Source organism: Pseudomonas sp. 3MAES_34.3B (assembly GCF_058145875.1).
In genome coordinates this window covers 4,192,021-4,217,341 of sequence record NZ_CM176960.1, presented here as the reverse complement: position 1 = coordinate 4,217,341, position 25,321 = coordinate 4,192,021, and the positions used below count along the sequence as shown (strand labels likewise).

The 25,321-nt window shown below is 62.0% G+C and carries 26 protein-coding genes; 16 read left to right on the top strand and 10 right to left on the bottom strand.

The window, feature by feature from the left end:
• Together AC3Z8Y_RS18740 and AC3Z8Y_RS18735 are read right to left on the bottom strand one after the other, a co-directional pair.
• Nucleotides 1-462: a tripartite tricarboxylate transporter TctB family protein gene (locus AC3Z8Y_RS18740; protein ID WP_490087091.1), complete on the bottom strand. Its 462-nt coding sequence runs from the start codon at nucleotides 460-462 to the stop codon at nucleotides 1-3.
• Nucleotides 463-505: 43 nt separating this feature from the next.
• Complete coding sequence (locus AC3Z8Y_RS18735; protein WP_490087090.1) at nucleotides 506-1,486, bottom strand: Bug family tripartite tricarboxylate transporter substrate binding protein; 981 nt, start codon at nucleotides 1,484-1,486, stop codon at nucleotides 506-508.
• A 216-nt stretch (nucleotides 1,487-1,702) separates the two neighbouring features.
• Between AC3Z8Y_RS18735 and AC3Z8Y_RS18730 the strand changes: the two genes are divergently transcribed.
• Nucleotides 1,703-2,374, top strand: a complete 672-nt coding sequence (locus AC3Z8Y_RS18730; RefSeq protein ID WP_490087089.1) for a response regulator — start codon at nucleotides 1,703-1,705, stop codon at nucleotides 2,372-2,374.
• Nucleotides 2,367-3,761, top strand: a complete 1,395-nt coding sequence (locus tag AC3Z8Y_RS18725) for a sensor histidine kinase (RefSeq protein WP_490087088.1) — start codon at nucleotides 2,367-2,369, stop codon at nucleotides 3,759-3,761. Before AC3Z8Y_RS18730 ends, AC3Z8Y_RS18725 begins: the two co-directional genes overlap by 8 nt.
• A 75-nt stretch (nucleotides 3,762-3,836) precedes the next feature.
• On the opposite strand, the gene AC3Z8Y_RS18720 is transcribed toward AC3Z8Y_RS18725, so the two are convergent.
• Entirely contained in the window at nucleotides 3,837-4,649 is an 813-nt protein-coding gene (locus AC3Z8Y_RS18720; protein WP_490087087.1) for an HDOD domain-containing protein, read from the bottom strand.
• 55 nt (nucleotides 4,650-4,704) lie between these two features.
• Nucleotides 4,705-5,649, bottom strand: coding sequence for a CAF17-like 4Fe-4S cluster assembly/insertion protein YgfZ (gene ygfZ, locus AC3Z8Y_RS18715; protein ID WP_490087086.1), 945 nt, complete (start codon nucleotides 5,647-5,649; stop codon nucleotides 4,705-4,707).
• Nucleotides 5,650-5,788: 139 nt separating this feature from the next.
• Here ygfZ and AC3Z8Y_RS18710 point away from each other — a divergent pair, with 139 nt between their 5' ends.
• Nucleotides 5,789-6,043 carry an FAD assembly factor SdhE gene (locus tag AC3Z8Y_RS18710; RefSeq protein WP_490087085.1) on the top strand — a complete coding sequence of 85 codons (255 nt, stop codon included), beginning with the start codon at nucleotides 5,789-5,791 and terminating at the stop codon, nucleotides 6,041-6,043.
• Nucleotides 6,027-6,494 (top strand): protein YgfX, encoded by a 468-nt coding sequence (locus AC3Z8Y_RS18705; RefSeq protein ID WP_490087084.1) that lies wholly within the window; start codon nucleotides 6,027-6,029, stop codon nucleotides 6,492-6,494. The genes AC3Z8Y_RS18710 and AC3Z8Y_RS18705 overlap by 17 nt, the downstream gene beginning before the upstream one ends.
• Here the strand turns inward: AC3Z8Y_RS18705 and nadB are convergent.
• Nucleotides 6,485-8,101, bottom strand: a complete 1,617-nt coding sequence (gene nadB / locus AC3Z8Y_RS18700) for an L-aspartate oxidase (RefSeq protein WP_490087083.1) — start codon at nucleotides 8,099-8,101, stop codon at nucleotides 6,485-6,487. The genes AC3Z8Y_RS18705 and nadB overlap by 10 nt on opposite strands.
• A 513-nt stretch (nucleotides 8,102-8,614) precedes the next feature.
• Between nadB and rpoE the strand changes: the two genes are divergently transcribed.
• The 11 genes from rpoE (at nucleotide 8,615) to pdxJ (ending at nucleotide 18,845) form a co-directional block, all read left to right on the top strand.
• Nucleotides 8,615-9,196, top strand: a complete 582-nt coding sequence (gene rpoE / locus AC3Z8Y_RS18695; protein WP_003252049.1) for an RNA polymerase sigma factor RpoE/AlgU — start codon at nucleotides 8,615-8,617, stop codon at nucleotides 9,194-9,196.
• 31 nt (nucleotides 9,197-9,227) lie between these two features.
• Complete coding sequence (locus tag AC3Z8Y_RS18690) at nucleotides 9,228-9,806, top strand: sigma-E factor negative regulatory protein (RefSeq protein ID WP_490087082.1); 579 nt, start codon at nucleotides 9,228-9,230, stop codon at nucleotides 9,804-9,806.
• A gap of 8 nt (nucleotides 9,807-9,814) precedes the next feature.
• On the top strand, nucleotides 9,815-10,762 hold the full coding sequence (locus AC3Z8Y_RS18685; RefSeq protein ID WP_490087081.1) for a MucB/RseB C-terminal domain-containing protein: 948 nt from the start codon (nucleotides 9,815-9,817) through the stop codon (nucleotides 10,760-10,762).
• A gap of 260 nt (nucleotides 10,763-11,022) precedes the next feature.
• Nucleotides 11,023-12,453 carry a DegQ family serine endoprotease gene (locus AC3Z8Y_RS18680; RefSeq protein WP_490090040.1) on the top strand — a complete coding sequence of 477 codons (1,431 nt, stop codon included), beginning with the start codon at nucleotides 11,023-11,025 and terminating at the stop codon, nucleotides 12,451-12,453.
• A 173-nt stretch (nucleotides 12,454-12,626) separates the two neighbouring features.
• Nucleotides 12,627-14,423, top strand: a complete 1,797-nt coding sequence (lepA, locus tag AC3Z8Y_RS18675) for a translation elongation factor 4 (RefSeq protein ID WP_490087080.1) — start codon at nucleotides 12,627-12,629, stop codon at nucleotides 14,421-14,423.
• 9 nt (nucleotides 14,424-14,432) lie between these two features.
• Entirely contained in the window at nucleotides 14,433-15,290 is an 858-nt protein-coding gene (lepB, locus tag AC3Z8Y_RS18670) for a signal peptidase I (protein WP_490087079.1), read from the top strand.
• Nucleotides 15,291-15,356: 66 nt separating this feature from the next.
• The gene (locus AC3Z8Y_RS18665; protein WP_490087078.1) at nucleotides 15,357-15,734 is read left to right on the top strand and encodes a DUF4845 domain-containing protein; all 378 of its coding nucleotides are present in this window, start codon (nucleotides 15,357-15,359) and stop codon (nucleotides 15,732-15,734) included.
• Complete coding sequence (gene rnc / locus AC3Z8Y_RS18660; RefSeq protein ID WP_490087077.1) at nucleotides 15,731-16,423, top strand: ribonuclease III; 693 nt, start codon at nucleotides 15,731-15,733, stop codon at nucleotides 16,421-16,423. Before AC3Z8Y_RS18665 ends, rnc begins: the two co-directional genes overlap by 4 nt.
• The gene (era, locus tag AC3Z8Y_RS18655; protein WP_181111436.1) at nucleotides 16,416-17,318 is read left to right on the top strand and encodes a GTPase Era; all 903 of its coding nucleotides are present in this window, start codon (nucleotides 16,416-16,418) and stop codon (nucleotides 17,316-17,318) included. Before rnc ends, era begins: the two co-directional genes overlap by 8 nt.
• A gap of 15 nt (nucleotides 17,319-17,333) precedes the next feature.
• Nucleotides 17,334-18,017, top strand: a complete 684-nt coding sequence (gene recO / locus AC3Z8Y_RS18650) for a DNA repair protein RecO (RefSeq protein WP_490087076.1) — start codon at nucleotides 17,334-17,336, stop codon at nucleotides 18,015-18,017.
• A gap of 75 nt (nucleotides 18,018-18,092) precedes the next feature.
• On the top strand, nucleotides 18,093-18,845 hold the full coding sequence (gene pdxJ / locus AC3Z8Y_RS18645) for a pyridoxine 5'-phosphate synthase (RefSeq protein WP_490087075.1): 753 nt from the start codon (nucleotides 18,093-18,095) through the stop codon (nucleotides 18,843-18,845).
• A 45-nt stretch (nucleotides 18,846-18,890) separates the two neighbouring features.
• On the opposite strand, the gene nadE is transcribed toward pdxJ, so the two are convergent.
• A complete protein-coding gene (gene nadE / locus AC3Z8Y_RS18640; protein WP_490087074.1) occupies nucleotides 18,891-19,721 on the bottom strand; it encodes an NAD(+) synthase in 831 nt (276 codons plus the stop codon).
• Nucleotides 19,722-19,943: 222 nt separating this feature from the next.
• On the opposite strand from nadE, the gene AC3Z8Y_RS18635 reads away from it, so the two are divergent.
• The gene (locus tag AC3Z8Y_RS18635; RefSeq protein ID WP_490087073.1) at nucleotides 19,944-20,420 is read left to right on the top strand and encodes a hypothetical protein; all 477 of its coding nucleotides are present in this window, start codon (nucleotides 19,944-19,946) and stop codon (nucleotides 20,418-20,420) included.
• Here AC3Z8Y_RS18635 and cmoB read toward each other — a convergent pair.
• From cmoB to lon, 4 genes are all read right to left on the bottom strand, one after another.
• Nucleotides 20,417-21,379 (bottom strand): tRNA 5-methoxyuridine(34)/uridine 5-oxyacetic acid(34) synthase CmoB, encoded by a 963-nt coding sequence (cmoB, locus tag AC3Z8Y_RS18630; RefSeq protein WP_490087072.1) that lies wholly within the window; start codon nucleotides 21,377-21,379, stop codon nucleotides 20,417-20,419. The genes AC3Z8Y_RS18635 and cmoB overlap by 4 nt on opposite strands.
• Nucleotides 21,376-22,119 carry a carboxy-S-adenosyl-L-methionine synthase CmoA gene (cmoA, locus tag AC3Z8Y_RS18625; RefSeq protein ID WP_490087071.1) on the bottom strand — a complete coding sequence of 248 codons (744 nt, stop codon included), beginning with the start codon at nucleotides 22,117-22,119 and terminating at the stop codon, nucleotides 21,376-21,378. The genes cmoB and cmoA overlap by 4 nt, the downstream gene beginning before the upstream one ends.
• Before the next feature lie 160 nt (nucleotides 22,120-22,279).
• Nucleotides 22,280-22,684, bottom strand: coding sequence for a protease inhibitor I42 family protein (locus AC3Z8Y_RS18620; protein ID WP_490087070.1), 405 nt, complete (start codon nucleotides 22,682-22,684; stop codon nucleotides 22,280-22,282).
• Nucleotides 22,685-22,755: 71 nt separating this feature from the next.
• A complete protein-coding gene (gene lon / locus AC3Z8Y_RS18615) occupies nucleotides 22,756-25,188 on the bottom strand; it encodes an endopeptidase La (RefSeq protein WP_490087069.1) in 2,433 nt (810 codons plus the stop codon).
• Between the last annotated feature and the right edge of the window lie 133 nt (nucleotides 25,189-25,321).

Sequence of the window (25,321 nt, the reverse complement as noted above, 5' to 3'; positions counted from 1 at the left end):
TCAGTTCTCCAGTACGTCGAGCAGGCCCATGGGCAACGGGACGTCCATCACGCGGTCGAACAGGATGTAGAGGCCGATGCTGGCGATCGGGATGACCACCAGCGCCGGTACCCAGCGCCCGCCGTACAACCGCGCCATGGGCAGGCCGATCAGCATGGCGCTGAGGATGAAGCCCAGGGGCTCGAACAGGCCGGCGAACAACAGCAGCAGGCCGATGCACGCACCGATCTTCAGCAGGCTGTGGCGGTCAAGGCTAGGCTCGTCTTCGGTATGAACGATGGGGGTAGGGCGCAGCAGCATGTACAGCAAGGCAATGCCCATCAATGCCAGCAGCAGCAAGGGGTAGGCCCGGGGGCCTACGGGTTCGTAGGAAAAAGCTGCCTGGTAGGGCCAGGCCATGACCGCCAGCGCCGCGCACACCGCCAGCAGCGCCGCGGCGAACAGCCGTTGCAGTGTTTTCATGGTCGTTCTCCGAGGCGCCCGCAAGGCCGCGGGCGCCATGAGGTCACTGGATGAGCCCGAATTCCTTGGCGAGGGTCTTGTAGTCCGCCACCTGTTTCTTCACGTAGGCATCCAGCTCCGGCCCGGTAAGGGCGAACGGGAACAGTTCACGCTGGTCGCGCAGCTTGGCGAACTCGTCGGTGGCCAGCATCTTGTCGAACGTGGCCTTCCACCAGGCGTAGTCCTCGTCGCTCACCTTCGGCCCCACATAGAAGCCGCGCACCACGGGCCATTCGATGTCGTAGCCCTGCTCTTTGGCGGTAGGGATGTCTTTCATGGCGGGCTCGTCCAGGCGCTTGTCGGAGAACACCGCGAGGATGCGCATGTTGCCGGCTTCGATATGCGGCATGGAGTCGGAGATGTCCGTGCTGCCCACCTGGATATGCCCGCCCATCAGCGCCGTGGCGATCTCGCCGCCCCCTTCGAGGGCTACATAGCGCAGCTCCTTGGGGTTGATGCCGGCCGCCTTGGCGATCAGCGCCGTCTGCATCCAGTCCTGGCTACCCACGGTGCCGCCAGAGCCGATCACCACCTTGCTGGGGTCTGCCTTGAGGGCTTTGACCAGGTCGTCGAGGTTTTTGTAAGGGGAGTCACTTTTCACCGCGATAGCGCCGTAGCTTGTGCCTACCGCCGCCAGCCAGCGAACCGCGTTCTCGTCGAACCGGCCAAACTTGCCTTGGGCCAGGTTGAGCAGCGAGCCGCTGGACCAGGCCACAAGCGTGCCGCCATCGGCGGGCCGCTGCGCGACCACCGCGTTATAGGCTACCGCACCCACGCCGCCAGGCATGTACGTGACGCGCATGGGCTTTTCCATCAGCTTCTGGTTGAGCAGGGCGCTTTGCACCAGCTTGCAGGTAAGGTCGAAGCCGCCACCGGGGGAAGCCGGAGCAATGCATTCAGGGCGTTTGGGTTCGGCCGCGAGGGCTGAGGTGGTAAGCGCCAGGCAGGTGACGGCCAGCGCGAGGGGGCGCAGTATCGCGTTCATGGTGACTCCACTTTTGTTGTTTTTGTTTGGCGGCTTCGGACTGTCGCAGGTGACGAGTCAGTACCGGCCATCACTGAGCCTAGAACGCGAAACTTTCAGCAGGCTTTCAGCGAAACATGCCGCTTGAAAAATCAGACTGTGCCGGTTGCAAAGATCGCCAACTGCCCGGGAATGGGGGACACTCCCCAGCCGCGCGGCGCTGAACAAGGGGGAACGATGCGCATTTTGCTGGTTGAAGATCACGTGCAGCTGTCGCAAAGCATTGCCCAGGCATTGAAAGGCGCTGGCCTTACGGTCGACGTATTGCACGATGGCGTCGCGGCCGACCTCGCGCTGGCCAGTGAAGATTACGCCATGGCGATACTTGACGTGGGCCTGCCGCGGCTGGACGGTTTCGAAGTACTCGCCCGCCTGCGCGACCGCGGCCGCAATCTGCCGGTGCTGATGCTCACCGCACGCAGTGATGTCAAAGACCGGGTGCATGGCCTTAACCTGGGCGCGGATGACTACCTGGCCAAGCCCTTCGAGCTCACTGAACTCGAAGCGCGGGTAAAGGCCCTGCTGCGCCGTACCCTGTTGGGCGGCGAGCGCCAGCAACGCTGCGGGGCGCTGGTGTACGACCTGGAGGCCCGCCGTTTCAGCATCGGCGAGGTGCCGTTGGTGCTCACGTCCCGCGAACAATCGGTGCTCGAAGCCTTGATCGCCCGGCCGGGCCGGGTGATGAGCAAGGAGCAACTGGCCGCCCAGGTATTTGGCCTGGACGAAGACGCCAGCGCCGAAGCCATCGAAATCTACATTCATCGCTTGCGCAAGAAGCTCGACGGCCAGGGGGTGGCTATCGTGACCTTCCGCGGCCTGGGTTATCTGCTCGAGGGGCGTGATGCCTAAGCCGGCCAGCCTGCGCTGGCGGCTGCTCGGCAACCTGGCTGGCTTGTTGGTGCTGCTAATGCTGGCCAGCGGGTTGAGTGCCTACTGGAACGGCCGCATGGCTGCCGACACAGCCTATGACCGCACGTTGCTGGCGTCGGCGCGAACCATTTCGGCCGGGCTGTTCGAGCAGGACGGCCGCCTCAGCCTCGATGTGCCCTACGTCGCGCTGGATACCTTTGCCTATGACAGTGCTGGCCGTATCTACTATCAGGTAAACGGCATCGACGGCCAGTTGATCTCGGGGTACGAGAACCTTCCCGCCGCGCCGCCGGGCACGCCGCGCACGGATGCCTATCCGGCCTTGGCCAAATTCTATAACGGCACCTACCGCGGGCAGGATGTGCGGGTGGTGAGCCTGCTCAAGGCGGTAAGCGAGCCCAGCATGAACGGTATGGCCGAGATCCGGGTGGCGGAAACCGACGATGCCCGCGTGAACATGGCCCGGGACCTCATGACCGATACGCTGTTGCGGCTGGGTATGTTGGGTGGCGGAGCATTGCTGCTGGTATGGATTACCGTGAGCGGGGCGTTGAGGCCACTGGAACGGCTGCGGCGCGCCGTGGAGGAACGCCGCTCTGACGACCTGCGGCCGTTGCCCCATGACGAGGTGCAACGCGAACTGCTGCCGCTGGTGCAATCAATCGACCACTTTACCGAGCGCCTGCGGTTGCAGTTCGAGCGCCAGGGGCAGTTCATCGCCGACGCTGCCCACGAGCTACGCACGCCGCTGGCCGCCCTGAAGGCCAGGGTAGAGCTGAGCCTGCGTAGCAACGATCCTGCAGAGTTGAAAACCGCGCTCGTGGACGGCCGGGACGGTATCGACCGGTTGACCCATCTCGCCAACCAGCTGTTGTCACTGGCCCGCATCGAGAACGGCGCCCAGGCCATCGCGGAAGGCGGCGCGCAGCAGATCGACCTTTCACAGCTGGCGCGGGAGCTCGGCATGGCCATGGCGCCCCTTGCCTATGGGCAGGGGGTCGAACTGGCACTGGAGGCCGATCAGCCGGTGCATGTGCGGGGTGAGCCTACGTTGCTCAGCGAACTGTTGAGCAACCTGCTCGACAACGCATTGGCTTACAGCCCCAAAGGTGGCGGCGTAGTGCTCCGGGTGCTGCCCGAGGGCGTGCTGGAAGTGGAAGACGAAGGGCCTGGCATTCCCGAAGAGGCCCGCGAGCGGGTGTTCCAGCGGTTCTACCGCGGCAGCCAGCAAGGTACCGGCCTGGGGTTGGCCATTGTGGGTGAAATCTGCCGGGCGCACCGGGCCAGTATCTCCCTGCATGACGGCGCCCATGGCGGGCTTAAGGTACGGGTGGCGTTTCCCGAGCACGAATCACCCGCGCTGTAGAAGGCCTTTAACCCTGTGGGAAGCGGCGGGGCCGGCCATCCGGCGGAGCTCGCGAACAAGGGCTTGCGCCCAAAGTCAGGCCAGCATCACCCGCGCGTCTTCCAGTTCGCTGCCCAGCAGCGGCGGGTCGAGGCGGTCCATGCCCAGCCGTTCATAAGAAGGCAGTTTGCTGATGGACGGGCGCCTGTCGATTGGCGTGTTCAGCAGCGAGGCGATCTGCACAACGTCTGAATAGTCCGCCGCGGCCTGCTCTCGCTGGTAATCCAGATAAAGCAGCGGCACGTCCGATAGCACCCGCGGGAAATCCCAGGATTTGAGAATTCGTGCCCCGATCACCGGGTGGATCTTTTCGATCACATGGTTCAGGCATACCGGGTCGCTGAGCAGCTCGTTATGCTCCTCGGCGTAGGTGAGTATCGGCAATACGCCGATCAGGTGAACCATGCCGGCCAGCGCCCCCTGGTCGGGCTTGAGATGGGCCTGGCGACGGCAGAGTTCGTAACCGATGCCGGCCACTTCCACGCTGGTTGCCCAGATCTCACGAAGCTTGGCTTCCACCACGGGCAGCCGGGCATTGAAAATCTGCTCGATCACCAGGCCGATCGCCAGGTTGCAGGTGTAGTTCACGCCCAGGCGAGTGATAGCCGACTGCAGGCTGGTGACTTCTACCTGGCTGCGCAGCAACGGGCTGTTGACCACCTTGATCAAGCGCGCGCTCAAGGCCGGGTCCCGCCCAACCACACGGCTCAGCTCGCTTACGCTCACCTCGCTGTTTTCAGCCGCCTGGCGGATCTCCAGGGCAACTTCCGGCAGCGTCGGCAGCATCAGGTCGTCCCGGTCGATGGCGACTAGCAAATCTTCTTGAACCGCTTGGGCCAGCTTGCTCATGAGGCCTCTCGGGCAGGCAAAGGTGAAGCGCGGGCGGAAAGGTCCGCCGACCAGGCTACCGTTGTATCTCGCGGTCGCGGTCCAGTTCGTATGGAAGGCCCAGCACGGTCAGGCGCGCACCCTGTGCATCGCCCAAGTGAATGTCGCCTTGTTCGGCTGCATCGCCTTGCAGTACTGCGAGCAATTCCACGCCCGTGCCCGCCGGCGCGGCCAGCACTACCTCACCGACGGCGCTGGAATGAACCGGGGAAAATAGTGGCGTGCCCGGGGCAGGCACTTCAGCCGCAGCCAGCGCCAGGCGGTATTGGCGGCGCTTGAGCTTGCCCAGGTACTGCATGCGGGCGACGATTTCCTGCCCGGTGTAGCAGCCCTTTTTGAAGCTCACGCCGCCAACCGCCTGCAAGTTGAGCATTTGCGGGATGAACATCTCATGGGTAGGGCCGAATACCTGCCCTATGCCGGCGCGTACCTGGCCGAGCAGCCAAGCCTCGAGTGGCCCTTCGGGTAGCGCGGCGGCCAGGCTGGCGCGCAACGCCTCGCCCTGGCTTGCTGGTACCCAGGCTTCAGCCCGGCCCGGTGAAATGCGAATGAACAGCGCGTCACCCTGACGGGCCACGGCATGAGCCTCTTCAGGCAAATTGACACCCAGCTGTTCCAGCGCATTCACGTTGCCTTGCTGGATACCGAAGCGTGCCCATTCGCCGGAGGCGTCGGAAAGGGTTGCCTTGGAAAATACGGCGTATTTCTTCAGGTCGGCCAGTTGCAACGCGACCAGTTCCCGCGCCATCGCCAACAGGCAGCCGTCGCCCTCCAGCACAATGCGGAAGCTCGACTGCATGCGGCCCTTGGGCGTACAACGCGCGCCCAGGCTACTGGTGTGGGGGTTGAGGTAATTGAGGTTGCACGTCAGCTGGCCTTGCAGGAACTTGCCGGCATCCGAGCCACGAACCGCAAGAACGCCCTCATGGTTGAGCGCGCAGAAAAAGGCAGAATCGGACATGGGTCACTTTGCTGAACCTGAATGCGCTCATGATAGTGCGGCGCGCGGAAAATAAACAGGCGCCACATCCGCTCATACCCGCAAGGTGCCCCGCGGTAGCCTGGCCTGTATACTGCCGGCCTTTCCTCAGGAGGCCCCCATGGTCGCGGATATCGAACTCAATCGCCTGTACTGGCACAGCCGCCGTGGCATGCTGGAGCTGGACGTACTGCTCGTACCCTTCGTGAAGGAGGTATACCCCACGCTGAACGACGTCGACCGCGCGGTCTATGTGCGTCTGCTGGCCTGTGAAGATCAAGACATGTTCGGCTGGTTCATGGAGCGCAGCGAATCCGACGATCCAGAGCTCCAGCGCATGGTTCGGATGATCCTGGACCGTGTTCAGCCGAAATGATCGGTTCGAATGCCGCTGGCGGCCTTCCCGGCGGTTGTTCCAGGTGTACTGTGCGGTAGCGTCGTTGGCGTTGTGCTCAGCCATGGTGCTGCAGGTGCCGGCATCGCTTCGCTTCATATTACTGATCGGTGTGGTTGCGCATGCTGCCTGGGCGCTCCCTCGGCATGTGCTGTTGACCTCGCCCGCCGCGGTTACCGCCCTACGCAGAACGCCCGAAGGCTGGGCGTTGCTCAGCCGCCGGGCTGGTTGGCATTCCGTACAGCTTATGCATGACAGCGTCGCATTACCGGCCTTGGTAGTGGTGCGCTATCGCCAGCCAGGCCAATGGTTCGCCCGCGCCGCCTGCATTCCCGCCGATGCACTGGATGCCGAAACCCATCGGCGCTTGCGGCTTCGGTTGCGTTTGAGCCGCAACCGATTTGCCGCGCCATCTACCGGTCGTCAGCCCTGAGTAGCGGCGGGGTCCAGCACCGTATCCTTCGCCTCGGCCAGCATCTGCGGATAATCCAGCGTGTAGTGCAGCCCGCGGGACTCCTTGCGTTGCATGGCTGACCTGATCATCAGCTCGGCCACCTGGGCCAGGTTCCTCAGTTCGATCAAATCTCTGCTTACTCGGTAGTTGCTGTAGAACTCATCAATCTCATCGAGCAGCAGCCGCACGCGGTGCTGGGCGCGCTGCAGGCGCTTGGTGGTGCGCACAATGCCCACGTAGTCCCACATGAAACGGCGCAACTCATCCCAGTTGTGGGCGATCACCACGTCTTCGTCCGAATCGGTTACCTGAGTGGCATCCCAGGTGGGCAGTGCCTCCGGCGCCGGAACCGTTTCGAGCAGGGATTGAATATGCTGCGCCGCCGAGCGGCCGTATACGAAGCACTCCAGCAGCGAATTACTCGCCATGCGGTTGGCACCGTGAAGCCCGGTAAAGGTGGTTTCGCCGATGGCATAAAGGCCGGGTACATCGGTACGGCCGTGGCTGTCGATCATTACGCCACCACAGGTGTAATGCGCTGCGGGCACCACCGGGATGGCTTGCTTGGTGATGTCGATGCCAAACGCCAGGCAGCGCTCATAAACAGTGGGGAAATGGGTGCGCACGAACTCGGCGGGTTTGTGGCTGATGTCCAGATACACGCAATCGGCCCCTAGCCGCTTCATCTCGTGGTCGATGGCGCGGGCCACGATATCGCGCGGGGCCAGTTCTTCCCGAGGATCGAAGCGGGGCATGAAGCGCTCGCCGTTCGGCAGCTTGAGGACCGCCCCCTCGCCACGCAGCGCCTCGGTCACCAGAAAGCTCTTGGCCTGTGGGTGATAAAGGCAGGTAGGGTGGAATTGGTTGAACTCCAGGTTCGCGACCCGGCAGCCAGCTCGCCAGGCCATGGCAATCCCATCGCCGCAGGCGCCATCCGGGTTGCTGGTATACAGGTACACTTTGGCGGCGCCGCCCGTGGCGAGCACGGTGAAGCGGGCAGCGAACGTATCGACTTCGCCTGTTTTGCGGTCCAGCACATAGGCGCCCAGGCAACGGTCGCCATCTCGCCCCAGGCGCCGCTCGGTGATCAGGTCCACGGCTACGCGCTGCTGCAGCAGTTCAATGTTGGGGCGTTGCCGGGCCTGGGCCAGCAGCGTATTGAAGATCGCCGCGCCGGTGGCATCGGCTGCGTGGATGATGCGGCGGTGGCTATGGCCACCTTCCCGGGTAAGGTGAAATTCGAACTGGCCGTCCTCCACCGAAGCGGTATCGTCACGCGTAAACGGCACGCCCTGGTCGATCAGCCACTGGATCGCTTCACGGCTGTGCTCCACCGTAAAGCGCACCGCCGCCTCGTCACACAGCCCGCCACCGGCATCCAGCGTGTCGCGCACATGCGAGTCTACGGTATCGGCATCGTCCAGCACCGCAGCCACGCCGCCCTGAGCCCAGTACGTAGAGCCGTTGGACAGTTCCCCTTTGCTCAACACGGCGATGCGTAAATGCGCGGGCAAGTTGAGCGCGAGGCTCAAGCCAGCCGCGCCGCTGCCGATGACTAGTACGTCATGTTGCAAATGCTGACTCATGTGACGGAGTGTCTCCTGCGGCTGCGGCGGCCGCTTTCTTGTTGGCTGGGCGTGTAATTGCGCCATCGAAGAGGAACGGCGGAGGTGATCCGGGCTCCAGATGTGGCAAAATGGAACTACAGAGCGCAGCGGTGGGCCAGTATTTATACCAGCGCCGCTCGAGCAGGGCCACGCCAATGTCCCGGAGGGCGTATGCTGCTATGGACCTCGCACCCTTTTTTGTAGGAAATTGGCTATCCGGCAATGGGAACTTTCCTATTTGGGGCACAATCCATAGGTGGTTGCCAAACTACAGGGTACGCCGGAGCACCACCTTCGCGTGGCTGTTTCGTCAGTGGCCGGATGTCCGATTGTCTACGCAGCAGGCAAGCCTGGTGCGTTTTTTCCTGTACCCGAATTTACGGGCAGGAAACTTGCGTGGAGGGGAGAACTTTTGCACAAAGCCCGAGTCTATGGTTGCAAGCCTGAACGATGGCTCTTGCAGCGCTCCTTGGAGCACAACGAGGAGTGTTCATGCTAACCCAGGAAGAAGATCAACAGCTGGTCGAGCGCGTTCAGCGCGGCGACAGGCGAGCGTTCGATCTGCTGGTGCTCAAGTACCAGCACAAGATTCTCGGGCTGATCGTGCGTTTCGTGCACGACACCCATGAAGCACAGGACGTGGCCCAGGAGGCCTTCATCAAGGCGTACCGGGCCTTGGGAAATTTCCGCGGAGACAGCGCCTTTTATACATGGCTGTACCGCATCGCCATTAACACGGCGAAAAATTATCTGGTGTCCCGAGGACGACGGCCACCGGATAGCGATGTCAGCTCCGAAGACGCTGAGTTCTACGATGGCGATCATGGCCTCAAAGACCTCGAATCGCCGGAACGCTCGCTGTTAAGGGATGAGATCGAGGGCACTGTCCACCGGACCATCCAGCAATTGCCGGAAGACCTGCGCACGGCGTTGACCCTGCGTGAGTTCGATGGTCTGAGTTATGAAGACATTGCGAGTGTGATGCAGTGTCCGGTGGGTACCGTGAGGTCGCGGATATTCCGTGCCCGCGAAGCCATAGATAAAGCCCTGCAGCCGTTGCTGCAGGAAACCTGAGACAGCGGCGACAGCCAAGAGAGGAACCGCAATGAGTCGTGAAGCCCTGCAGGAATCGCTGTCCGCGGTGATGGATAACGAAGCGGACGAACTTGAATTACGCCGTGTATTGAGCGCTGTGGAAGACAGCGAAGCACGTGCTACCTGGTCGCGTTATCAGGTCGCCCGGGCAGCCATGCACAAGGAACTGCTCAACCCACGCCTGGACCTCGCCTCGGCGGTGTCTGCCGCGTTGGCTGACGAAGCGGCACCTGCTCGCTCCACGCCTCGCCCATGGCGCAGCCTGGGTCGCCTTGCAGTAGCGGCCTCGGTAACGCTTGCGGTGCTGGCGGGTGTGCGTCTGTATAACCAGAACGAAATCGCCGGTGCCCAGGTAGCCCAGCAAGCGCCGCAGCCTGCCTTGGTAGCGCCACAGGCCCAAGGCCCAGCGGTGCTGGCCGGTTACACCGAGAGCAGCGAAGCGGTAAAGGCCCCGGCCCTGGAGAACCAGGCTGGCTGGCAGGATGAAAAGCTGCCGGGCTATGTACGCCAGCACGCTCAGGATTCCGCAGGCAAGGGTGCTGAAGGCGCACTGCCGTTCGCCCGCTCGGCGAGCATGGAAAACCGCTAAGGAGGAACATGCGCGTCCTCCCACTGGCCGCACTGTTGTGCGGCAGTTGGTTTTCCCTTCCGGCGTTGGCCGCCGCTGACGCCTCGCAATGGCTCGATCGCGTAGATCGGGCCGAGCAGCAACGCAGCTTTCAAGGCACCTTTGTCTACGAACGCAGCGGCAGCTTTTCCACTCATGCAATCTGGCACCGGGCTACCGGTGGCCATGTTGTCGAGCGGGTTTTTCAACTCGATGGTCTGGTGCAGGAAGCCTTCCGCGAAGATGGCCGCCAGCGCTGCGCCAGCATCGCCGCCGAAGCTGTATCGAACGGCCCGGTCGCCAACACCCGCACCTACGATGCTCTCAAGCTTATGTCCTGGTATGACCTCAAGGTCGCCGGGGACTCTCGCGTGGCCGGTCGCCCGGCTGTGGTCATTACCGTCACCCCGAAAGACCGCGACCGATATGCTCTGGAATTGCACCTCGACCGCGAAACCGGGTTGCCTGTCAAATCGTTGCTTCTGGGCGCAAGCGGTCAGTTGCTTGAGCGCCTGCAGTACACCCGGTTTGTGACGGATGTTCCTTCGGATACCGATCTGAAGCCCACCACAGATTGCCACCCGCTACCAGCAGAAACCGTAGCGGCGGCACCTGGCGCTGTGCCTTGGCATGCCGAATGGGTCCCGGCGGGGTTCGAGCGGATTGACGCCTCACACTATCAAAGCCCCGAGGGCGCCCCGGTAGACCGCATGCTGTTCGCCGACGGCCTGGCGCGTTTCTCGGTGTTTATCGAGCCTGCCAGCTCGCCTCAGGCCACGGATGGGCGCACCCAGTTGGGCCCCACTGCGGCGGTGTCGCGCCGTATTGCCAGTGACCGGGGCGATGTGATGGTGACCGTAGTGGGTGAAATTCCCATGGGTACGGCCGAACGGGTAGCGCTTTCGATGCGTGCCCAGGCCGAGGATAAAAAGCCCTGAATTCAAGCCTGCAGGTGGTTCCTTGCGCCCGCATCAAGCTTGAAGTGTGATGAAATCCGGTTCATGTATAAAAATGCAACATGAAAGATCTACCGATGTTATTGCAAAGCGACCCGGTTTTTCTTATAGGTCGTTGCCACCATGTGCGGCTGGTCGAGGAGTTGCGCTCAAGCGCACCGGCCGGTCGTGATGTATCGCCCTCTGGGGCCAGCTTGCCCCTTCGCTTAACCATGCTCGTAATGTACGGGAGCCGTATGTCCATACCACGCTTGAAATCCTGCCTTTCGCTGTTCGCGGCGGTACTGATGCTGGGGCAGGTCGTTACTGCCCATGCCGAGGCGCTGCCCGATTTCACAACCCTGGTGGAGCAGGCCTCCCCGGCGGTGGTCAACATCAGCACCACGCAGAAGTTGCCCGACCGCGGCGTGGCCGACAGCCAGATGCCCGATCTTCAGGGCCTGCCGCCGATGTTCCGCGAGTTCTTCGAGCGCAACATGCCGCGCAACAGCCCGCGCTCCCCGCGTGGCGATCGCCAGCGCGAAGCGCAATCCCTGGGTTCGGGGTTCATCATTTCGCCTGATGGCTATGTGATGACCAACAATCACGTAATCGCCGACGCGGACGAGATCGTGGTGCGGCTGTCCGACCGCAGCGAGCTCAAGGCCAAGCTGGTAGGCACTGACACCCGTACTGACGTGGCCCTGCTCAAAATCGACGGCAAGAACCTGCCCACGGTGAAGCTGGGCGACTCGGACAAGCTCAAGGTAGGTGAGTGGGTACTGGCCATCGGTTCGCCCTTCGGCTTCGACCATTCCGTTACCAAAGGCATCGTGAGCGCCAAGGGCCGCACGCTGCCGAACGACTCCTATGTGCCGTTCATCCAGACCGACGTTGCCATCAACCCGGGCAACTCCGGCGGGCCATTGTTCAACATGAACGGTGAAGTGGTTGGGATCAACTCGCAGATCTTCACCCGCTCCGGTGGCTTCATGGGCCTGTCGTTCGCCATCCCGATCGACGTTGCCCTGGATGTTTCCAATCAGCTGAAGAAAGACGGCAAGGTCAGCCGCGGCTGGCTGGGTGTGGTTATCCAGGAAGTGAACAAGGACCTTGCCGAGTCGTTCGGCCTTGATAAGCCGGCCGGCGCGCTGGTTGCCCAGGTGATGCAGGACGGTCCTGCCGCCAAGGGTGGCCTGCAGGTAGGCGATGTGATCCTGAGCATGAACGGCCAGCCGATCATCATGTCGGCAGACCTGCCGCACTTGGTTGGCGGGCTGAAAGCGGGTGCCAAAGCTTCGCTGGAGATCATTCGCGACGGCAAGCGGCAGAACCTGGACCTCACCGTGGGCGCGCTGCCTGAGGATGAGGACATGGAAGCGGCCACCGACGCCGACGGCCAGCCCGAGCGCAGCAGCAACCGCCTGGGCGTGGCCGTGGCTGACCTCACCGACGAGCAGAAAAAAGCCGCCGACCTCAAAGGTGGTGTGCTGATCAAGGACGTGCAGGACGGCCCTGCGGCGATGATCGGCCTGCAGCCTGGCGATGTGATTACTCACCTGAACAACCAGGCGATCACCTCCGCCAAGCAGTTCACCGACGTGGCCAAGGGCTTGCCGAAGAACCGCTCGGTGTCCATGCGCGTGCTGCGCCAGGGCCGTGCGAGCTTCATTACCTTCAAGCTGGCCGAGTAATGGCTTGAGATGTTCGCGGGCTTTGCCTGCTGCTGCAGGGCTCTCCCCCAGAAGAGCGTCGGCCCGCGAACATGCCAGCCATCGAAGGTTGCCTCATAGGCCACGGCATCAGGTACAATGCCCGGCTATTTTTTGTCGGGCGTCCGGCCCAAGGCCTTTTTGAGTGCTGATCCGTGAGTGATTTGAGTCATATCCGCAATTTCTCCATCATCGCCCACATCGACCACGGCAAGTCGACCCTGGCCGATCGGTTCATTCAGATGTGCGGCGGCCTCGCCGATCGCGAGATGGAAGCGCAGGTCCTCGATTCGATGGACCTGGAGCGTGAGCGCGGCATCACCATCAAGGCCCACAGCGTCACCCTTCACTACAACGCGAAGGATGGTAAAACCTACCAGCTCAATTTCATCGATACCCCCGGCCACGTCGACTTCACCTATGAAGTCAGCCGGTCCCTGGCTGCATGCGAAGGCGCATTGCTGGTAGTGGACGCCGGCCAGGGTGTCGAGGCGCAATCCGTTGCCAACTGCTACACCGCCATCGAGCAGGGGCTGGAAGTGATGCCCGTGCTCAACAAGATGGACCTTCCCCAAGCCGATCCGGACCGGGTGAAGGACGAGATCGAGAAAATCATCGGCATCGACGCCACCGACGCCGTGGCCTGCAGCGCCAAGAGCGGCATGGGCGTGGACGAAGTGCTCGAGCGCCTGGTGCAAACCATTCCGGCGCCCGAGGGCAATATCGAGGCGCCGTTGCAGGCCCTGATTATCGACTCCTGGTTCGACAACTACCTGGGTGTGGTCTCGCTGGTGCGGGTACGTCACGGCCGGGTGAAGAAGGGCGACAAGATCCTCGTCAAGTCCACGGGTAAAACCCACCTGGTGGACAGCGTGGGCGTATTTACCCCCAAACACACCCCAACGGCGGACCTCAAGGCCGGCGAAGTGGGCTTCATCATCGGCAGCATCAAGGACATTCATGGCGCGCCCGTGGGTGACACCCTTACGCTGTCCACCACGCCGGATGTGGAAGTGCTCCCCGGGTTCAAGCGGATCCAGCCCCAGGTGTACGCCGGGCTGTTCCCGACTACCTCGGACGATTTCGAAGACTTCCGCGAAGCCCTGCAAAAGCTGACCCTCAACGACTCGTCGCTGCAATACCAGCCCGAGAGTTCCGACGCCCTGGGCTTCGGTTTCCGTTGCGGGTTCCTCGGCATGCTGCACATGGAGATTATCCAGGAGCGCCTGGAGCGCGAATACGACCTGGACCTGATCACCACCGCGCCGAGCGTGATCTACGAAGTGAAGATGAAGACCGGCGAGACGATCTACATCGACAACCCGTCCAAGCTTCCAGATGTGTCGTCGGTAGAGGACTTCCGCGAGCCGATCGTCGAAGCCACCATTCTGGTGCCTCAGGAGCACCTGGGTAACGTCATCACGCTTTGCATTGAAAAGCGTGGTGTGCAGCGTGACATGCAATTCCTTGGCAGCCAGGTGCAGGTGCGGTACGACCTGCCGATGAACGAGGTGGTGCTGGACTTCTTCGACCGCCTCAAGTCCACCAGCCGTGGCTATGCATCGCTCGATTACCACTTCGCTCGTTACCAGTCGGCAAACCTGGTGAAACTGGACGTGTTGATCAACGGCGACAAGGTCGATGCGCTGGCACTGATCGTTCACCGCGACAACGCCCACTACAAGGGCCGCGCGTTGACCGAAAAAATGAAAGAGCTGATCCCTCGGCAGATGTTCGACGTAGCGATCCAGGCAGCCATCGGCGGCCAGATCATTGCCCGAACTACCGTCAAGGCGCTTCGGAAAAACGTTCTGGCCAAATGCTACGGTGGTGACGTGAGCCGTAAGCGCAAGCTGCTTGAAAAGCAGAAGGCCGGTAAAAAGCGTATGAAACAGGTCGGTAACGTGGAAATTCCACAAGAAGCCTTCCTCGCCGTGCTCAGGTTGGAATAATCAGGTCCTATGTCTCTTAACTTCCCGCTGTTGTTGGTTATCCTCGTGGCCGTGTGTGGCCTGCTGGGTCTGCTCGACCTCGTTATCTACGCACCGCGGCGGCGCACTGCCATTGCGAATTACCAGGGCAGCGTGGCTCAACCCGAGCCCGCCGTGCTGGATCAACTGAACAAGGAGCCGCTGCTGATCGAGTACGGCAAGTCCTTCTTCCCGGTGCTGTTCATCGTCCTGGTGCTGCGCTCGTTCCTGGTCGAGCCCTTCCAGATCCCCTCGGGGTCGATGAAGCCCACGCTGGAAGTGGGCGATTTCATCCTGGTGAACAAATTCTCGTATGGCATTCGCCTGCCCGTGCTAGACACCAAGGTGATCCCGATCGGCGATCCGCAACGGGGCGATGTGATGGTGTTCCGCTACCCAAGCGATCCTTCCGTCAATTACATCAAGCGCGTGATCGGCGTGCCGGGTGACACCATCCGCTACACGCCGGACAAGCACCTCTATGTCAACGACGCCCTGGTGGACGAACAGATGGTGGGCACCACTTTCGACCCGCACCTGGGCGAAGTCGGGGTATACAAAGAGCGCATCGGCAACGTGGAGCACTTGATCCATCAGCAGATGGCGACCTACCGTATGCTCCCCGGCGGGCAGTGGACCGTACCGGCTGATCACTACTTCATGATGGGCGACAACCGGGACAACTCCAACGACAGCCGTTATTGGGACGACCCGCGTATTCCCAAGGACCTGCTTGGCATGGTTCCGGACCACAACATCGTCGGCAAGGCCTTCGCGGTCTGGATGAGCTGGCCGGAACCGAAGATGCGCCACCTGCCCACGCTGGATCGGGTCGGGCTCATCAAGTAACCCCTGGGCAGAAAGCTGCCAGGCGCCTGGCAGCCTTTCCGGGCAATCGTCGGGCGAGGGTCTAGCATGAATGCATTACGCTCCCAGCAGGGGCTATCGTTGGTTGGCGGCCTGGTGCTGCTGGTAGCGGTGAGCCTCGTGACCATCGCTGGCTTGCGGGTAGGCCCGCACTACATGGATTACTGGGCCATCAGGAAAGCGATGGACAAGGCTGCCACCGATCCGACAGTGAAGGTCGGGGACGCCGATGAATATTTCGACTATGTGGGCCGCAGTTTGCAGGTCAATAACATCCGGGATCTGGATTTGAAAAAAGCGTTGAACATCACTGAACAGCAGGGCGGGCTTCTTGCCCGGTTGGCTTACGAGCGGCGCGAGCACCTGCTGGGCAACATCGACCTGGTAGTGAGCTTCGATCACCAAGCCAGCGTGCGTGTGCCGTGAGCCAGTCGCCTCTCAATCGTCTCGAGCGCCAGCTCGGCTACACCTTCAAGGACAAGGACCTGATGCTGCTGGCGCTGACGCACCGCAGTTTCGCGGGTCGCAACAATGAACGGCTCGAGTTCCTGGGTGATGCGATCCTCAACTTCGTCGCCGGCGAATCCCTGTACGACCGATTCCCCCAGGCCCGGGAAGGCCAGCTGTCCCGCTTGCGCGCCCGCCTCGTCAAGGGCGAAACCCTGGCGGTACTGGCCCGGGGCTTCGACCTGGGCGAATACCTGCGACTGGGCTCGGGTGAGCTGAAAAGCGGTGGCTTCCGCCGTGAATCCATACTGGCCGACGCCCTGGAGGCGTTGATCGGGGCCATCTATCTGGATGCCGACATGGACACCGCACGCGAGCGCGTGCTGGCCTGGCTTACGAACGAGTTCGAAAGCCTTACCCTGGTCGACACCAACAAGGACCCGAAAACCCGGCTGCAGGAGTTCTTGCAGTCCCGTGCCTGTGAATTGCCGCGATACGAAGTGGTCGACATTCAGGGTGAACCGCATTGCCGTACCTTCTTCGTGGAATGCGAAGTGGCTTTGCTCAATGAAAAAAGCCGGGGTCAGGGCGTGAGTCGGCGTATCGCCGAACAGGTCGCCGCCGCGGCCGCCCTGATCGCACTCGGCGTGGAGAATGGCAATGACTGATATTCCGGCAACCCGTTGCGGCTACGTGGCCATCGTCGGCCGGCCCAACGTCGGCAAATCCACGCTGATCAACCATATTCTCGGCCAAAAGCTGGCGATCACCTCGCGCAAGCCGCAAACCACGCGGCACACCATGCTGGGTATCAAGACCGAAGGCCATGTGCAGGCGATCTATGTCGACACCCCCGGCATGCACAAGGATAACGACAAGGCGCTCAACCGCTACATGAACAAAACCGCCTCCGCCGCCCTCAAGGACGTGGATGTGGTGATCTTCGTGGTGGACCGCACTCGCTGGACCGACGAGGATCAGATGGTCCTCGAGCGCGTGCAGTACGTCGAAGGCCCGGTGATCCTGGCGATCAACAAGACCGACCGGCTGGAAGACAAGGCCGCGCTCATTCCGCACCTGGAATGGCTGCAAAAGCAGCTGCCCAAGGCCGAAGTGGTGCCGATCTCGGCGCAGCAGGGGCATAACCTCGACACCCTCGAGGCACTGATCGGCAATTACCTGCCTGAGAACGACCATTTCTTCCCCGAAGACCAGATTACCGATCGCAGCAGCCGCTTCCTCGCCGCTGAACTGGTGCGCGAGAAGATCATGCGCCAGCTGGGCGCCGAGCTTCCCTACCAGATCACCGTCGAGATCGAGGAGTTCAAGCAGCAGGGCGCTACCTTGCACATCCATGCCTTGATCCTGGTAGAGCGCGACGGCCAGAAGAAGATCATCATCGGCGACAAGGGCGAGCGCATCAAACGCATCGGCATGGAAGCGCGCAAGGACATGGAGCAGATGTTCGACGCCAAGGTAATGCTCAACCTGTGGGTGAAAGTGAAGGGCGGCTGGTCCGATGACGAGCGCGCCCTGCGTTCCCTCGGCTACGGCGACGTCTGACCTGCGAGCACGCCCATGAGCGGCACGCTGCCGCAACCGGCCTACGTACTGCACGCCCGGCCGTACAGGGAAACCAGCGCATTAGTGGACTTCCTTACCCCGGGCGGGCGGCTGCGTGGCGTGTTGCGCGGCGCCAGGGGCAAGGCAGGCAGCCTGGCCCGGCCCTTCGTACCGCTTGTGGTGGAGTTTCGTGGCAAGGGCGAGCTGCGTAGCGTAGGGCGGCTCGAAAGCGCCGGCACCAGCCCATGGCTTGTCGGCGAAGCGTTGTTCAGCGGCCTGTACCTGAACGAGCTGTTGGTGCGCCTGCTGCCCTTCGAAGCCCCACACCCGGCGCTCTACGACCACTACGCCCTCACTCTCGAGGCACTGGCGCAAGGGCGACCGCTTGAGCCGCTGCTGCGTGCTTTCGAATGGCGTTTGCTGGACGAACTGGGCTATGCCTTTGCGCTGAACACCGACAGCAATGGTAGCCCGGTGGTAAGTGACGGCCTGTATCGGCTCAGTGTGGACGAAGGCCTGGAGCGAGTGTTCAGCTTTGCCCCGGGGTTATTCCACGGAGCAGACCTTCTGGCCATGGCGACAGCGGACTGGAGCGCCGCAGGGGCGTTGCTCGCTGCCAAGCGCCTCATGCGCCAGGCCCTGGCCGCCCACCTCGGCGGCAAACCGCTGATGAGCCGGGAACTGTTCCGCCGGCCGTGAGGCGCTTGCGATTCGCTTCCTACAATACCCTGCCGCCACGTATCCTTGGCTGATCTACTGCCAGGGAGCTTTTCCGTGACCACCAGCAACCGCATTCTTCTGGGCGTGAACATCGATCACGTCGCCACGCTGCGCCAGGCGCGGGGCACTCGCTACCCGGACCCGGTCAAGGCCGCGCTCGATGCCGAGCAAGCAGGCGCCGATGGCATTACCGTGCACCTGCGCGAAGACCGGCGGCACATTCAGGAGCGCGACGTATTGCTGCTCAAGGAGGTGCTGCAAACCCGCATGAACTTCGAGATGGGTGTGACCGAGGCTATGCTCGAATTCGCGGAAAAGCTGCGTCCTGCTCACGTGTGCCTGGTGCCTGAAACCCGTCAGGAGCTTACCACCGAAGGTGGCCTGGACGTGGCTGGGCAAGAAGCCCGAATCAAGGCGGCCGTAGAGCGGCTTAGCGCAGTAGGAAGTGAGGTTTCACTGTTTATCGACGCAGACCCGGCGCAGATTGAAGCTTGCGCCAGGGTAGGGGCACCGGCGATCGAGTTGCACACTGGGCGCTATGCCGATGCCCATACGCCGGAAGAAGCCGCCATCGAGTTGCAACGCATTGCCGACGGCGTCGCCCAAGGGCGCCACTTGGGCCTGATCGTGAATGCCGGCCATGGCCTGCACTACCACAACGTGGAGCCTATCGCGGCCATCTGCGGCATCAACGAGCTGAACATCGGCCACGCCCTGGTCGCACATGCGTTGTTCGTGGGCTTCCCGGCTGCGGTCGCGGAGATGAAAGCGCTGATCGTGGACGCTGCGGAGCGTGCCCGCTGCTGATCCCTGAAAAAGGAGCGCCGCGTAGGCAGCGCTCCTTGAGTGGCCTTACTCGGGCGCGTAGGGCTGGCGGCGTTTGTGAGCAGTCTTGTCGTAGGTGCGAACGATGGTCTGATAGGCCTCATCGCGTACCGGTTGCCCTTGGAGGAACGCGTCGATCTCCTTGTAGGTGACCCCGTGGGCATCTTCGTCCGGCTTGCCTGGGGTGAGTTCTTCCAGGTCGGCAGTCGGGACCTTCAGGTACAGTTTTTCCGCCGCACCCAGGTATTTTGCGATTTCGCGAACCTGGCCCTTTACCAACCCCTCCAGCGGAGTGAGGTCACAAGCGCCGTCTCCGAACTTGGTGAAAAAGCCCATCACCGCTTCGGCGGCATGGTCAGTACCGATCACCAATCCGTCGTTGGCGTTGGCGATCGCATACTGAGCCACCATGCGCATGCGGGCCTTGGTGTTGCCGCGTACGAAGTCACGACGGGCGTCGGTCAGCGTAGAGACAGCGTCCAGTTCGGCGTCCAGGCCTTTGACGGCCTCGGCAATGTTCACTGTGACTTCTTCGTCGGCCTTCACGAATTTCATCGCGGCCGCTGCGTCATCCTCGTCATGCTGCTGGCCGTAGGGCAGGCGCACTGCGATAAAGCGATAACCGGTGTCGCCGGTCTCTTCCCTTAGCTCTTCTACTGCCAACTGAGCCAGACGGCCTGCCGTGCTGGAGTCCACGCCGCCACTGATGCCCAGTACCAACACCTTGAGGCCGGCATTACGCAGGGTTTGCTTGATGAATGCCTTGCGCCGTTCTACCTCTGCGGCCAGCGCAGCCTCATCGGCAAACGGGGGAATGACATTCAGCGCAGCGGCGATTTCGGCCTGGCGGTTGCTCATCGGGTTCGATCTCCTGTGAACGCCAGCAAGGCTGGCAAAGAACTATAGACACGGTAGGAGCTTACCTTGATCCGTGGGAAATCGCCCGATGCGCCAGAAGATCAAGGCGCGAATTGGATGATGACGCATTGGTACCTATCAGTTCTGCCAGCTATCGCTATGCCAGACTACCGATAGCTTTAGACGTAAGAATCACCGTAGCGACACAGTCAAGGAGTAGGCATGAGTCTTGAATTAAAAGTAACCGATGAGAGCTTGTCCAAATTGCTCAGTGAAGTATGGCAAGACGGTCACGTGAATGTCGTGGAACACAGCAAGCTGCGCAAGGAAAGCGATAAGGCTGTCGCCGAGCTGAAGGGTGTAGAGGGGCTTACTGAACACTTACAGAACCTGAAAGATCATGCGGATGGGCTGGTACGGGCCTGCCTGCAGTTATCCAGAGAGGTTTACGAGCAGAACATTGCAGCCCAGAAGGAGCGGCCCCAGGCAGCCAGCGGCAATATCCATGCGGACCTGAAAGAGCAAGCCAGGCTGCAAAGTGCATATGAGAATCAGGGCACCGAAGGGTTGCTCGCCGTAGACGATGCCAAGAAAGACACTTTGGTTGAGGCACGCAAGGCTTTGATCCGTGCCGTGGAATACCAAATCGCTTACGTCGTGGTCGGAGCGGAAGCGACCGTTGGTAAATTGATGATTTAACCTGACTTGCGCGCCGTTATCACCGCCCGCATGGGCGCAGGCAAGCCTTCCACGGTTTTGCTGTGGTCTTCCGGGTCGAGGAAGTGTTCCAAGGACTGGTAGCGCATCCAGTCGGTGCTGCGCTGCTCGTCCGGGGTGGTATAGCTCACATCCACGCACTTCACGTCGCGGAAGCCGGCACGGCGAACCCACAGCTCCAAGGCCGCCACCGAGGGCAGGAACCACACGTTACGCATTTGTGCGTAGCGATCCTCGGGCACCAGCACCTGCTGTTCGTCGCCACGTACCACGAGGGTTTCGAGCACCAGTTCGCCGCCTTTCACCAGGCAGTCTTTCAGGGCGAACAAGTGGTCGACGGGTGAGCGGCGGTGGTACAGCACGCCCATGGAGAACACCGTGTCGAAGCCCTGAAGGTTGGGCGGCAGGTCTTCCAGCGCCAGTGGCAGGTGCCAGGCAGGCAGGCCAGGCAAGTAGTGGCTCAGGGCCTGGAACTGGCAGAAGAACAGCCAGTTCGGGTCGATACCGATCACGCTTTCGGCGCCGGCACCGAGCATCCGCCACTGGTAATAGCCGTTACCGCAGCCTACATCCAGCACCCGCTTGCCGTTCAGGTCCAGATGAGGCGCCACACGGGCCCATTTCCAATCCGAGCGCCACTCGGTGTCCACGTGTACGCCAAACAGGTTGAACGGCCCCTTGCGCCATGGGGAAAGGCCCATCAGCGCGTCCTGAAGGCGTTGCCGGGTAGCGCCATCGCAGTCGCCGCCCAAGGTCACGCTGCCGGCGAGGTCCACCGCGCTGGCGGTGAGCTCGGGCAAGGCCGCAAGCGCCTTTTGCCAGCGCTCAAGGTCGCCGTGGCCTTTTTCCATGCGCGTGTCGAGGTCGGCCTGCAGGCCATTGGCCCATTCGGCCAAGGGTGAGCCCGCCAGGCGGCGGGCGAGGGGAGAGAGGTCAATCATGGCAAGGCGATCATCGAAGCGAAGTTAAGGCATTGGAACCAAGGCACCACTTTGCTGAAGCCTGCAGCCAGCAAGCGCGCACGGTGCTCTTCGAAGCTGTCGGGCTTCATCACATGTTCGATCGCGCTGCGCTTCTGGGCAATTTCCAGTTCGCTGTAGCCGTTGGCACGCTTGAAGTCCACATGTAGCTCAGTGAGCAGATCGTGGGCCTGTTCATCCTCGAAGCGCAGCTTTTCCGAAAGCAGCAAGGCACCCCCCGGTACGATGGCCTGGCGGATGCGCGACAGCACCTCCAGGCGTTGGCCGGGTGGAATGAATTGCAAGGTGAAGTTCATCGCCACCACCGAGGCAGGCTGAAAGTCGAAACCGAGAATATCGGTTTCCAGTACCTGAACGGGCAGCAATTCCTGGAACATCGAATCCTGCCCTTGCAGGTATTCACGGCAGCGCTGAACCATGGCTGCGGAGTTATCGATTGCCACCACATGGCAGCCATCCTTGCGCACGTGCCGGCGCAGGGCCTGAGTTACCGCGCCCAGCGAGGCGCCCAGGTCGTACAGGCAGGTATTAGGCTGGGCGAAGCGCGCGGCCAGTACCCCCAGGTTCTCGACAATCGCCGGGTAGCCAGGTACCGAGCGCTTGATCATGTCCGGGAACACCCGCACCACGTCTTCATTGAAAACGAAGTCGGGTACCTGGGCCAGGGGTTGGGCGAAAAGACGATCAGGAAGGTCAGACACGGGATTCTGCGGGCGTGGCGGGAAAGGCCGGGATTTTACGAGCTTCGAGCGGCAAGCTACAAGCTACAAGCGAAGGCCGTTATCACGACGGCCGCTCTTGCTCTCGCTCTTGCTCTTGCTTGCAGCTTAAGGCTTGCCGCTTGCTGCTCGAAGCTTGCCGCTACAAAACGGTGATATCGCAATCAAAGGATTGCACGGGCTTCACCTCGGGCGCCCAGGGCTGCTGCAGCACCATCAACAGGTGCCCTTGCCCCGGGCCTTGCGCGCGGTAGCGCCATACCGATTGCCCGGCTGCGCCCACGATACCGGCGTCTTCAGCGTTGGTGTACACCTCCGGGCCAAGGCTGCGCAATACGGACTGTGCGGGGTTTTGCAGCAGCCAGCGGTAGCCGGTGGTGGGGTTGCTGGGGAGGGTAACGATCAACAGCTGGCCCTGGGCCAACGTGATGGGGCACTGCTGCTGCTTGTTCAGCTCGAAGGCAACAGAGGCGTCTGGCGCGTGGCGGCCGGTGCAGGCAGTAAGAAGGGCAAGGCTGGCAACAGCGAAAATACGCAACAAGGGCATCGTCGGAGCATCCTGGCGAGGGCGATGCCCGCCAGCATAGCGCAGGCGGGCAACACGAGTCAGGCGTTAACTTAGAACAGCACCTTGGCCACGTCGGAGAATCGTTTCGCGAAGTGAACGGTAAGCCCTTCCTTGAGGTAATCGGGCAGCTCCTGGAAGTTGCCCCGGTTGGCTTCGGGCAAAATCAGCTCGGTGAGCTTCTGCCGGCGCGCTGCGATCACCTTCTCGCGCACACCGCCAATAGGCAGCACGTGGCCGGTAAGCGTGAGCTCGCCGGTCATCGCCACGCCTTTTTTCGGCGGTTGGTTGCGTGCCAGGGACAGCAGCGCGCTGGCCATGGTTACGCCTGCGCTCGGGCCATCTTTCGGGGTGGCGCCTTCCGGCACGTGCAAGTGCACGAACGCTTCGTTGAAGTACGTAGGCTCGCCGCCAAACTGTTTGAGGTTCGCGGTGATGTAGCTGTAGGCAATTTCTGCGGATTCTTTCATCACCTCACCCAACTGCCCGGTAAGCTTGAAGCCACGGGTAAGGCTATGGATGCGGGTGGCTTCGATAGGCAGCGTGGCGCCACCCATGCTGGTCCAGGCAAGGCCCGTGATCACGCCAACGCCGGAAAGCAACTGCTCGCTGCGGAACACCGGCATGCCCAGGTAGGTTTCCAGCTCCTTGGGGCCTACCTTGATCACGGCGCCGGGGTCTTCTAGCAACCGCACCACCGCCTTGCGTACTACCTTGCCCAGCTGTTTCTCCAGCTGCCGCACACCGGCTTCGCGGGCATAGCCTTCGATTACCATGCGCAGCGCGCTGTCGCTGATGCTGAGGTTGGCCTTGGCGACGCCGGCCTTTTCGAGCTGCTTGGGCCACAGGTGCTTGCGAGCGATGGCCAGTTTTTCTTCGGTGATGTAGCCCGACAGGCGTATGACTTCCATGCGGTCGAGCAGCGGGCCGGGGATCGAGTCCAGCGTGTTTGCCGTGCACACGAACAGCACCTTGGACAGGTCCAGGCGCAGGTCCAGGTAGTGGTCGAGGAAATCCACGTTCTGTTCCGGGTCCAGGGTTTCCAGCAGGGCAGACGCCGGGTCGCCCTGGTAACTTTGGCCCATCTTGTCGATTTCATCGAGCATGATGACTGGGTTCATCACCTCCACTTCCTTTAGGGCCTGCACCAGCTTGCCGGGCTGGGCGCCTATATAGGTGCGGCGGTGGCCCTTGATCTCGGCTTCGTCGCGCATGCCGCCCACGCTGAAGCGGAAGAACGGCCTACCGAGGGATTCTGCGATGGACTTGCCGATGCTGGTCTTGCCCACGCCCGGTGGGCCCACCAGCAGCACGATCGAGCCGCTGATTTCCCCTTTGTAGGCACCTACCGCGAGGAATTCCAGAATGCGGTTCTTGATGTCGCCAAGGCCGGCATGGTGCGCATCAAGCACCTTGCGCGCGTGCTTGAGCTCCAGGCGGTCCTTGCCGTACACGCCCCACGGCAAGGCGGTGGCCCAATCCAGGTAGTTGCGGGTCACGGCGTATTCGGGCGAGCCGGTTTCCAGAATCGCCAGCTTGCCCATCTCTTCATCGATACGCTTGCGCGCAGCGGCGGGCAGGGTCTTGCCTTCGAGGCGCTGCTCGAACTGTTCAAGGTCCGCGCTGCGGTCGTCCTTGGTCAGCCCCAGCTCCTGCTGGATGACCTTGAGCTGTTCCTTGAGGAAGAACTGCCGCTGATGCTCGCCAATCTGCCGGTTCACCTCCGCGGAAATTTCCTTCTGCAGCCGCGCCACTTCCACTTCCTTGCGCAGCATCGGCAACACCCGCTCCATGCGCCGCAGCATCGGCACACAGTCCAGCACCTGTTGCAGCTCGGCACCAGTGGCGGACGTCAGCGCCGCGGCGAAGTCAGTCAGCGGAGACGGATCGTTCGGGCTGAAGCGGTTGAGGTAGTTCTTCAGCTCTTCGCTGTACAGCGGGTTGAGCGGCAGCAGCTCTTTGATGGCGTTGATCAGCGCCATGCCGTAGGCCTTGATTTCGTCGGTAGGCTCGGCCGGCTGCAGCGGGTATTCCACTTCCACCAGGTAAGGAGGGCGGTGATGCTTGAGCCAGGTGCGAATGCGCACACGTGAAAGGCCCTGGGCTACGAACTGCAGCTTGCCGTCTTCGCGGCTGGCATGGTGGATCTTCACCAAGGTGCCGTAGAGGGGCAGGGCGGACGTGTCCAGGTGGCGCGGGTCTTCGGCAGGCGTTTCCATGTAGAACAACGCCAGCGAGTGGTGCGGCGTTTTGGCTACCAGGTCCAGGGTCTCGGCCCAGGGCTCTTCGTTCACGATCACCGGCAGCACCTGCGCCGGGAAGAAGGGCCTGTTATGGATCGGGATCACGTAGACCTTGTCAGGCAGGTTCTGGCCCGGCAATACCAGCTCGGTGCTGGAGGTTGTGGAGTGCTCCACCTGCTCCGGCCCTGCGGAGGGTTCGTTAGAAGCGTTGGGGCGGTCCGTAACGGAATCCTGGTCGCTCATGAGGCACCTGCGGAAATGGCTATGACGCTTAGATGGGGCGCACACCCGCGGGTTTCAATGGGCCACTGAAGGATTCGCACTTACGGCCGATAACTCATGCACAAGGCCTGCGCGCACACTGTGTGATGGCCAT

What these genes read in the sequence shown, in the direction of transcription:
- rpoE (WP_003252049.1), top strand. Translation starts at nt 8,615, where the DNA reads ATGCTAACCCAGGAAGAAGATCAACAGCTGGTCGAGCGCGTTCAGCGC.
- AC3Z8Y_RS18720 (WP_490087087.1), bottom strand. Translation starts at nt 4,649, where the DNA reads ATGAGCAAGCTGGCCCAAGCGGTTCAAGAAGATTTGCTAGTCGCCATC.
- recO (WP_490087076.1), top strand. Translation starts at nt 17,334, where the DNA reads ATGAGCGGCACGCTGCCGCAACCGGCCTACGTACTGCACGCCCGGCCG.
- AC3Z8Y_RS18735 (WP_490087090.1), bottom strand. Translation starts at nt 1,486, where the DNA reads ATGAACGCGATACTGCGCCCCCTCGCGCTGGCCGTCACCTGCCTGGCG.
- AC3Z8Y_RS18685 (WP_490087081.1), top strand. Translation starts at nt 9,815, where the DNA reads ATGCGCGTCCTCCCACTGGCCGCACTGTTGTGCGGCAGTTGGTTTTCC.
- AC3Z8Y_RS18710 (WP_490087085.1), top strand. Translation starts at nt 5,789, where the DNA reads ATGGTCGCGGATATCGAACTCAATCGCCTGTACTGGCACAGCCGCCGT.
- nadE (WP_490087074.1), bottom strand. Translation starts at nt 19,721, where the DNA reads ATGAGCAACCGCCAGGCCGAAATCGCCGCTGCGCTGAATGTCATTCCC.
- ygfZ (WP_490087086.1), bottom strand. Translation starts at nt 5,649, where the DNA reads ATGTCCGATTCTGCCTTTTTCTGCGCGCTCAACCATGAGGGCGTTCTT.
- AC3Z8Y_RS18725 (WP_490087088.1), top strand. Translation starts at nt 2,367, where the DNA reads ATGCCTAAGCCGGCCAGCCTGCGCTGGCGGCTGCTCGGCAACCTGGCT.
- era (WP_181111436.1), top strand. Translation starts at nt 16,416, where the DNA reads ATGACTGATATTCCGGCAACCCGTTGCGGCTACGTGGCCATCGTCGGC.
- cmoB (WP_490087072.1), bottom strand. Translation starts at nt 21,379, where the DNA reads ATGATTGACCTCTCTCCCCTCGCCCGCCGCCTGGCGGGCTCACCCTTG.
- lon (WP_490087069.1), bottom strand. Translation starts at nt 25,188, where the DNA reads ATGAGCGACCAGGATTCCGTTACGGACCGCCCCAACGCTTCTAACGAA.
- AC3Z8Y_RS18740 (WP_490087091.1), bottom strand. Translation starts at nt 462, where the DNA reads ATGAAAACACTGCAACGGCTGTTCGCCGCGGCGCTGCTGGCGGTGTGC.
- AC3Z8Y_RS18635 (WP_490087073.1), top strand. Translation starts at nt 19,944, where the DNA reads ATGAGTCTTGAATTAAAAGTAACCGATGAGAGCTTGTCCAAATTGCTC.
- AC3Z8Y_RS18730 (WP_490087089.1), top strand. Translation starts at nt 1,703, where the DNA reads ATGCGCATTTTGCTGGTTGAAGATCACGTGCAGCTGTCGCAAAGCATT.
- AC3Z8Y_RS18690 (WP_490087082.1), top strand. Translation starts at nt 9,228, where the DNA reads ATGAGTCGTGAAGCCCTGCAGGAATCGCTGTCCGCGGTGATGGATAAC.
- lepB (WP_490087079.1), top strand. Translation starts at nt 14,433, where the DNA reads ATGTCTCTTAACTTCCCGCTGTTGTTGGTTATCCTCGTGGCCGTGTGT.
- nadB (WP_490087083.1), bottom strand. Translation starts at nt 8,101, where the DNA reads ATGAGTCAGCATTTGCAACATGACGTACTAGTCATCGGCAGCGGCGCG.
- AC3Z8Y_RS18665 (WP_490087078.1), top strand. Translation starts at nt 15,357, where the DNA reads ATGAATGCATTACGCTCCCAGCAGGGGCTATCGTTGGTTGGCGGCCTG.
- AC3Z8Y_RS18620 (WP_490087070.1), bottom strand. Translation starts at nt 22,684, where the DNA reads ATGCCCTTGTTGCGTATTTTCGCTGTTGCCAGCCTTGCCCTTCTTACT.